Annotated in this window: 2 protein-coding genes; both read right to left on the bottom strand. The window is 53.4% G+C overall.

Annotated features, from left to right (window positions below; genetic code table 11):
- Window positions 1-3863: VaFE repeat-containing surface-anchored protein (locus B5E53_RS18215; RefSeq protein ID WP_087317534.1), on the bottom strand; the 3863-nt coding region annotated here is incomplete at its 3' end.
- A 90-nt stretch (window positions 3864-3953) separates the two neighbouring features.
- A partial coding sequence (locus B5E53_RS18210; protein WP_343215687.1) for an ATP-binding protein occupies window positions 3954-6683 on the bottom strand: 2730 nt, incomplete at its 5' end.

Raw genomic sequence — 6683 nt, 5'->3', positions numbered from 1 at the left:
TCTTCCGGTACTTCCGGAGGATTTTCGGAGAGATGTACGGTCTGTCCCGCATCGTCAATATCCTTGTGAGAGCAGATCTCCCGCTGTGTCCCGTCTGCATCTACATAGTAGAGGGTTTCAAAGACAACCAGGGATTTTCCTGCAAGGGAGCTGCCGTCTAAGGTAAATACAACCTCTACGGAGCCGCTGCGCTCTTCCGGTGTAAATGCGGTTTCAGCCGTGACCGGATTGCCGTCAAGAAGCAGTTCTTCCCCGGTTTCCTGATCCATCAGCACGCCCTTTAAGAGATAGGATGCCCCGGGAATCAGGTTTTCATAGGAAACCGTATCCTTGATGGTTACCTCGCTGTCGGCCAGGATCTCCTGATCCCCGTCCTCCCCGTCTGTGGCAGAGGTGCCGATCTGCGGGAAGTAGATACTTTGCGGATCGGAAGAAATGTCCCTGTGGGACGCAACCACCTGATCTTTATAAAAGATTTCCTCGAAGACCACCAGTGTTTTTCCGGCCAGTGCCTCTGCGTTAAACGTAAAGGTCAGCTCGGTGGTTCCGGAAGTCTCCTCCGGGGTAAATTCTGCTTCAGCCGTTACGGGCTTGTCATCGATCAGCAGCTCTTCGCCGGTTTCCTGATCCATCAGCGTGCCGCGGATCGTGAAGGTTTCCCCGGCAATGAGGTTGGTATATTCGGCTGTATCCGTAATGGATGCTTCCGTTTTCGCAAGACCGGTCTGGTTCCCAAGTTCCGGATTTCTTGCAGTGGTGCTGACAGAAGGCAGGACCAGGGTCTGCTCCGGTGAATCGAGATCCTGGTGGGAAGCGATTTCTTCCTCCCCATAATATAGAGATTCAAAGACAACCAGTGTCTTGCCTGCCGCTTCCGTGGCGTTGAAAGTGAACTCCACATCCACGGTCCCTTCCGTGCTTTCCGGTGTAAAGGTCAGCTCAGAAGTCACGGTTTCCCCGTCAATCTCCAATGCTTCCCCGGTTTCTTTATCCATCAGGATTCCCTGCAGGGTAAGCTCTTCTCCGGCGGGTACGTTGGAATAGGATACGGTATCAATGAGTGTCACTTCCTCATCCGCGTGAGCCATCTGAAGGCCGGTTTCGGAATCTTTCACCTGAGTACCGATCTCCGGGAAGAAGATGGACTGGTCCTGATCCTCGATATCGGCGTGAACAGCCATTTTCAGGTCATCCTGCCACAGTTCCTCGAAGCAGACCACGGTAGTTCCGCCAAGGCCCGTAGCGTCAAAGGTAAATTCTACTTCCACGCTGCCGGTAGATTTTTTCGCCGTAAAGGTCGTCTCTGCTGTGACCGGTTTCCCATCAATTTCAAAAGGTTCCCCGGTTTCTTTGTTCATGAGCGTGCCGACCACCCGGTACTCCACGCCTTTTTTCAGCCCTTCATACTCAACCGTGTCCACAATCGTTACCTTGTCATCGGGCTTTGCCATATGGGAGCCGCTTTCTTTATCCAGTGCGGTTGTAGCAATCTCCACCTTGTCATTGGTCAGCGTTCCCAGGTCGATGGTAACAGAGTCCCGGTACACTTCTACATCAAAGGTAAGAAGGTTTCTGCCCTCATTGGCTTCGCAGCGCTGTTCTTCGATGGTGTAAGTATCATAGATCAGGGCACCTTTGGAGTCATCCGGCTCGGAGGTTCCAAACCAGATGCCGTCTTCCGCAGTCTCACCCCGGTTGGTATTGGAGGTATGTTTGTTCCACTCTGCGGATGTGCTGGCATAACCGTTTTTATCGGTCACGATGGTATGGCTCTCGCCGGTTGTTTTGGAAGTAATAGTAAACGGTACGCCTGCGAGACGGGACAGATCCCCGTCGCTGACTTTAACAAGCTCCAGGTCCCCACGGATGACCTGGTTTTCAATGGATGAGCCGGTTTCGGTCAGTTCCACGATCTTGCCGTCTTCCGTGATGTCAAATTCCAGGGAGATACGGCCCTCGTTCAGATACCCTTCCGGTGCTTTTGTCTCATCCACCCGGTAATGGCCGTAAGGCAGGGCATCTTTCGCCGTGGAAGCCAGCCCCTTCTCATCCGTCACAAGCGTCAGGACGATTTCCCCGTTTTCGTAGGTTTCCCCGTCCACGATCACCGGATTGGCATTTAAGCTGGTGATGGTAAATTCTGCGCCTTCCAAGGTAGCACCGCCCTGAGCGGCAGCTTTCCCGGTTTCGATGTCACGTTTCTGCACTTTGACACCGCCCCGGATGATCTGGTTTGAGATGGAACTGTCTTCTCCAGTCAGGTCCACCATTTCCCCGTTCTTAGAGATGGTAAACTCAGCGGAGAGGGTGCCTTCCCCTAAATAACCGGTGGGAGGCGTCACTTCATCTACACGGTAACTGCCGTAAGGCAGAGCGTCCGCAGCAGTGGATGCCAGTCCAGAGGCATCGGTCTTGATGGTCAGGACGACTTCATCCTTCTGATAGGTCGTTCCATCGACGACTACCGGGTTCTCATTTAATGAGGTGATGGCAAACTCAGCGCCTTCCAGTGTAGCGCCGCCCTGGGGCGTGGTGCCGCCGGTTTCCAGATCTCGTTTCTGTACTTTGACACCGCCCCGGATGACAGCATCCGGTACATCCGGCGCCTGGTAAGCAGAGACAGTTTCTTCCGTACCGCTACTGGAAATCGGCAGAACGAACACCGTTTCATTGAGCTGGTAGCCTGCTGGCGCTTTGGTTTCCTGGATGGTCACGGTTCCAAGAGGCACGCACAGCGTTTTGCCGTCGCTTGCGTAGTAGAACGCACCTCCGCTGACCTTGTATTCCTCCGTAAAGGAAATCTCCCCGTCTTCTCCTGTACGGAATACCCAGGTGCGGGCAGGCTCACTGCCGCCTGCAGCCGGATCCGTATCGGAGATGGTGGTGTAGAACTTCACGGTAAACTCCGCATCCTTCAGGCTGGCAGCGCCCTGGGGAATGGCATCCTTTAAGTCTGCATCCAGCTTCTGAAGCACCAGGGAGAGGGGATTATTCTGGGGGATTTCCTTGACCTCTGCTTTTGCTGTTTCATTGGAAGAAACGGTCACATCATAGGCATTGGTATCCAGGGCGTATCCAGGAGACGGAGAAAGCTCTTTGATCGTGTAGCTGCCGACCTCAAGATCTCCGGATTTGGCATAGCCATTCTCATCGGTGGTCAATGTCTCTACCAGGTTGCTGCCCTGATAGATGCCATACTGAGCGCCTTTTAAGCTGTAATTGCCGTTCCCGTCAGAAACGGAGCTGTTTGCCGTGGATTTCTGGATCTCGATCCAGCCGTAGGGCTTTTCGTACCAGCATCCCGCTACGGTCTGGTTGCTGTCAGACGGAATGATAAAGGCACGGAAGGAGTCCGGCGGCGCAGGCAGTCCCTGGATCGCATTGGCGATCTCCACCGCCTTATCAATGTAGCTTTGGGGCGCGCCATAAAAGGCTCCGCTTCCGGCGTCGTAATTGCTGTACACATAGGAAGCCACCAGATGACCGATTACGTAGCGGTCATTTTCAGACCAGCCGCTTAAATAGGTGCCGGCGATGTTCTGCTCTTCATAGCCGTAACCGCCGGGCAGGTAGTAGAGCGCTTTGCGGAGCGCAGAGTCTTTTCCCAGCAGGTCGTACTGATAGCTGCCCGCCGCCGGCGTTTTCTTCATGGGCTGGACACAGTAGGCCGTGCCGTTGTTATCCACAGACATCTTTGTGGTGTAGTAATCGCCATAAGAGATTAATTCACCGGTCTGGAAATTAAGGGTTCCATCCGCCGCATGGGCTGTCATGGGGCTTGTGATGGCTGTCCCCGCAAGGACGATGGCTGCCATCAGGAAAGCGAAACAGCGGCGGAGGATGTGGGTTTTGATTCGTTTCATAAGTCTCCTCCTTTTCAAAAGGTACAGGGGAATGAAAAAAGGAAGTGCCTGCCCTGCATCAGACACTCCCCATGGGTTGCTTTGGCATCGTTACCCGGCTGCTTTTTGTCTGTGCCGTTCCAGGATCTCCAGAAGTTCCTGCCGGTCCGTAGTGATCAGCTCTTTTTCCAGGGCGGATGCCTTAAATTCCACAGTAATGTTATTGTTATTCGTGGATATCAGGCCATTGCCCCGCTGGAAGTGCGTAATGTTAAGAAGCTCCGTTTCGGAAAGATGTAGGATTTGTTTGACCCGCTGCGCCTCTTCGTCTTCCAGGTTCAGGACAAGTTTAGTCTTGCAGTTGTTTATGATTCCCTTTCCGTACTTGCCGTCGTCCAGGGCAAAAAAGTCGTTTAAATCCTGCGTTGCAAAGACGGCAGAACCGCCGTATCCCCGGATGATCTTGGCGATCTCCAGGACAAATTCTGCAGCCAGGCGGTTGCTGGACGCACCGATGAGCTGCCAGACCTCATCCACGAAGATGGCTTTTTCCTCCGTTCGGTTCTCCTTTGCGATATCCCAGACATAATCCAAGACGGTAAACATGCCCACTGTCAATAGATCCCCGGTCAGCTCGGAGATATCGAGAACCGTATACTTATTGGTCAGATCCACGTTGGTTTCCTGGTTAAAAGAGGAAGCAGAGCCGTGGACCAGCCGGTTTAAGATGTGGGCCATGCGTTTCGTGTCATCGCTTTCCATCAGGATATCGTAGACATCTTCCAGGATCGGCATGGGTTTATACCGGTCCGGATGAGCCGGATCGATCAGGGACTCGTTTTTGTGGGTGATCCCCTTTTTGGCATAGGTCTTGATCAGCGCCTCATCGAGAAGCTGCCGCTCCTCATGGGTCATGTCCGGGATGAGCAGGCTGAAGAAGATATGCAGCTTCTGGATCTTCCCGGCCAGTGCCGAGTTGTCCATGGAAGGACCGTCCAGCAGCTCATTGACGGAGTTATCCGTTTTCCGGATCTCCATGATGTTGATGCAGTTCCGGCTGGCGGGGGAAATCTGGATGAACTCCCCGCCGATATTCTTGCAGGCCCGGTAGAACTCATGCCCTTTCAGCGGCGCTATGATGAAGACTTTGATGTTCTTGCGCCGCATCCGGGTGGCAAAAAGCTGCATGGTAAAGGTTTTCCCTGCACCGGAGCAGCCCAGGATCGCCACGTTGGCATTTTTGTACTGCCTGGAATCAAAGATATCCGCAATGACAAGGCTGTTGTTGTGCTTGTTGACACCAAATAAAATCCCGTTGTCATCACAGATGGAGTAGCTGACAAAAGGATAGCAGCTTGCCGCCCCGCTGGTTAAAACGTTCCGCCTGGAAAGCTGATACAGCTTCTTATCCAGAGATGCCAGGGGCAGCGTGGATAAAAAGCCCTGCTCCTGCAGAAAGTAGCAGGTTCTCAGGTCCATGTCCTGGGAGATCAGGAGCTTTTTCATCTCCTGTACCCGCCACTGCAGTTCCTCGAAAGTAGAGGCTGTGACGGTAATGAGAAGGCTCATGTAATAAAAGTCTTCATTATTCGCCAGCCCCTGTTTTAAGAAATAACCGGAGCGGATGGCGGAATCCAGGTCATCATAGTCGGTATTGGTATCCGAGGCGTCCTTGATCTTGGAACGGTTGATCCGGATCTGCTGTCCCAGCCGCTGCTGGATCTTATCCTTTGGCTGCCGGTGGAGGTAAAAATCCACGTCAATGCCTTCCCCGGCGTTTACCAAAAGGGAGAGCCACCCCGGCACCACCCGGCTTTTGTAGCCGGATGACGGTACGTACAGATAGGAGTGGTAGACCCCGTTGATCAGCACATAGCTGGAGTGCCGGAAATCCAGGGTTTCCGGGGAGAGAAATTCACTGATGCGGATGTCCTCGTCGGGCCGGTTCTCCTTGGCGTACCGTGCTAGTACGGAAGCAATGCGCTCCTGCAAGGGATGGGTGGCGCAAAGGGAGCGGTTTAAGAGGGTGTACAAAACATCCGTGGTAAACTCATCCGGATTTTCATGTTCTGTCACCTCATTGCCGCACTGGTACAGAAAGGTCTTGGCTGTCTGCGCCGTCGTTTCAAGAGACTCTAAGATCTCCCGTTCCGTCACCTTCCGGTTGACGTTAAAAGGTTCATATTCCATAACAAGGAAAAACCGCCGGGAAACGGCCTCCCTGGAACTTAGGTTCCGGACAAACTTCAGGTAATCCTCCTGCAGCTCCCGGCACCGGGGATCCGTTTCATTTTCCAGCTCCTGTCTGGATTTCTCCAGATGCTGGTTGATGTCCGCCCGTTTGGAGATCATCTTGATCTGCAGCTTTACCGGGCTGATCTTCAGGTAGCTGATAAAGCTGTAGATGATCCCCATCTGCTCCCTGGCACTTCGGAGCAGGAAGTTGATGGGCTCGACTTCCAGGATCTTTACATACCGTCCATCCGTTGTGTAAATGACACCGTGGGCAATCTTTTCAATCGGAAGGTAGTCCTCTATGGTCTGAAACTTCCGTTTCTTTTTCCTGGCGGAAGACTGGGATGCTGTCTGACGGGATTTTGAAGCACTTTTTTGTACAGCCTTATCATCTTGCGTCTCCCTTGCCTTTCGGTCCTCTGCCTTGCGGGCCGCTTTCGTCTGCCGTGCAGCAAGGCGGGCGTCCTGCGCAGCCTGTTTCTTTTTGGCACGGAGCTTTTCCTTCTCCGCCCGCTCTTCCCGGCGCTTTGCTATCTTTGCGCATTTCTGCTCATAGGCTAACTGCCGGATATCTTCTCTGGCCTGCCTGCGGATGCCCCGCCGGGT

This window comes from Eubacterium sp. An11 (assembly GCF_002161065.1).
GTDB lineage: Bacteria > Bacillota > Clostridia > Lachnospirales > Lachnospiraceae > Anaerobutyricum > Anaerobutyricum faecale.
Note: the sequence above shows the minus strand (reverse complement) of the source record. Positions and strands in the feature narration are given on the sequence as shown.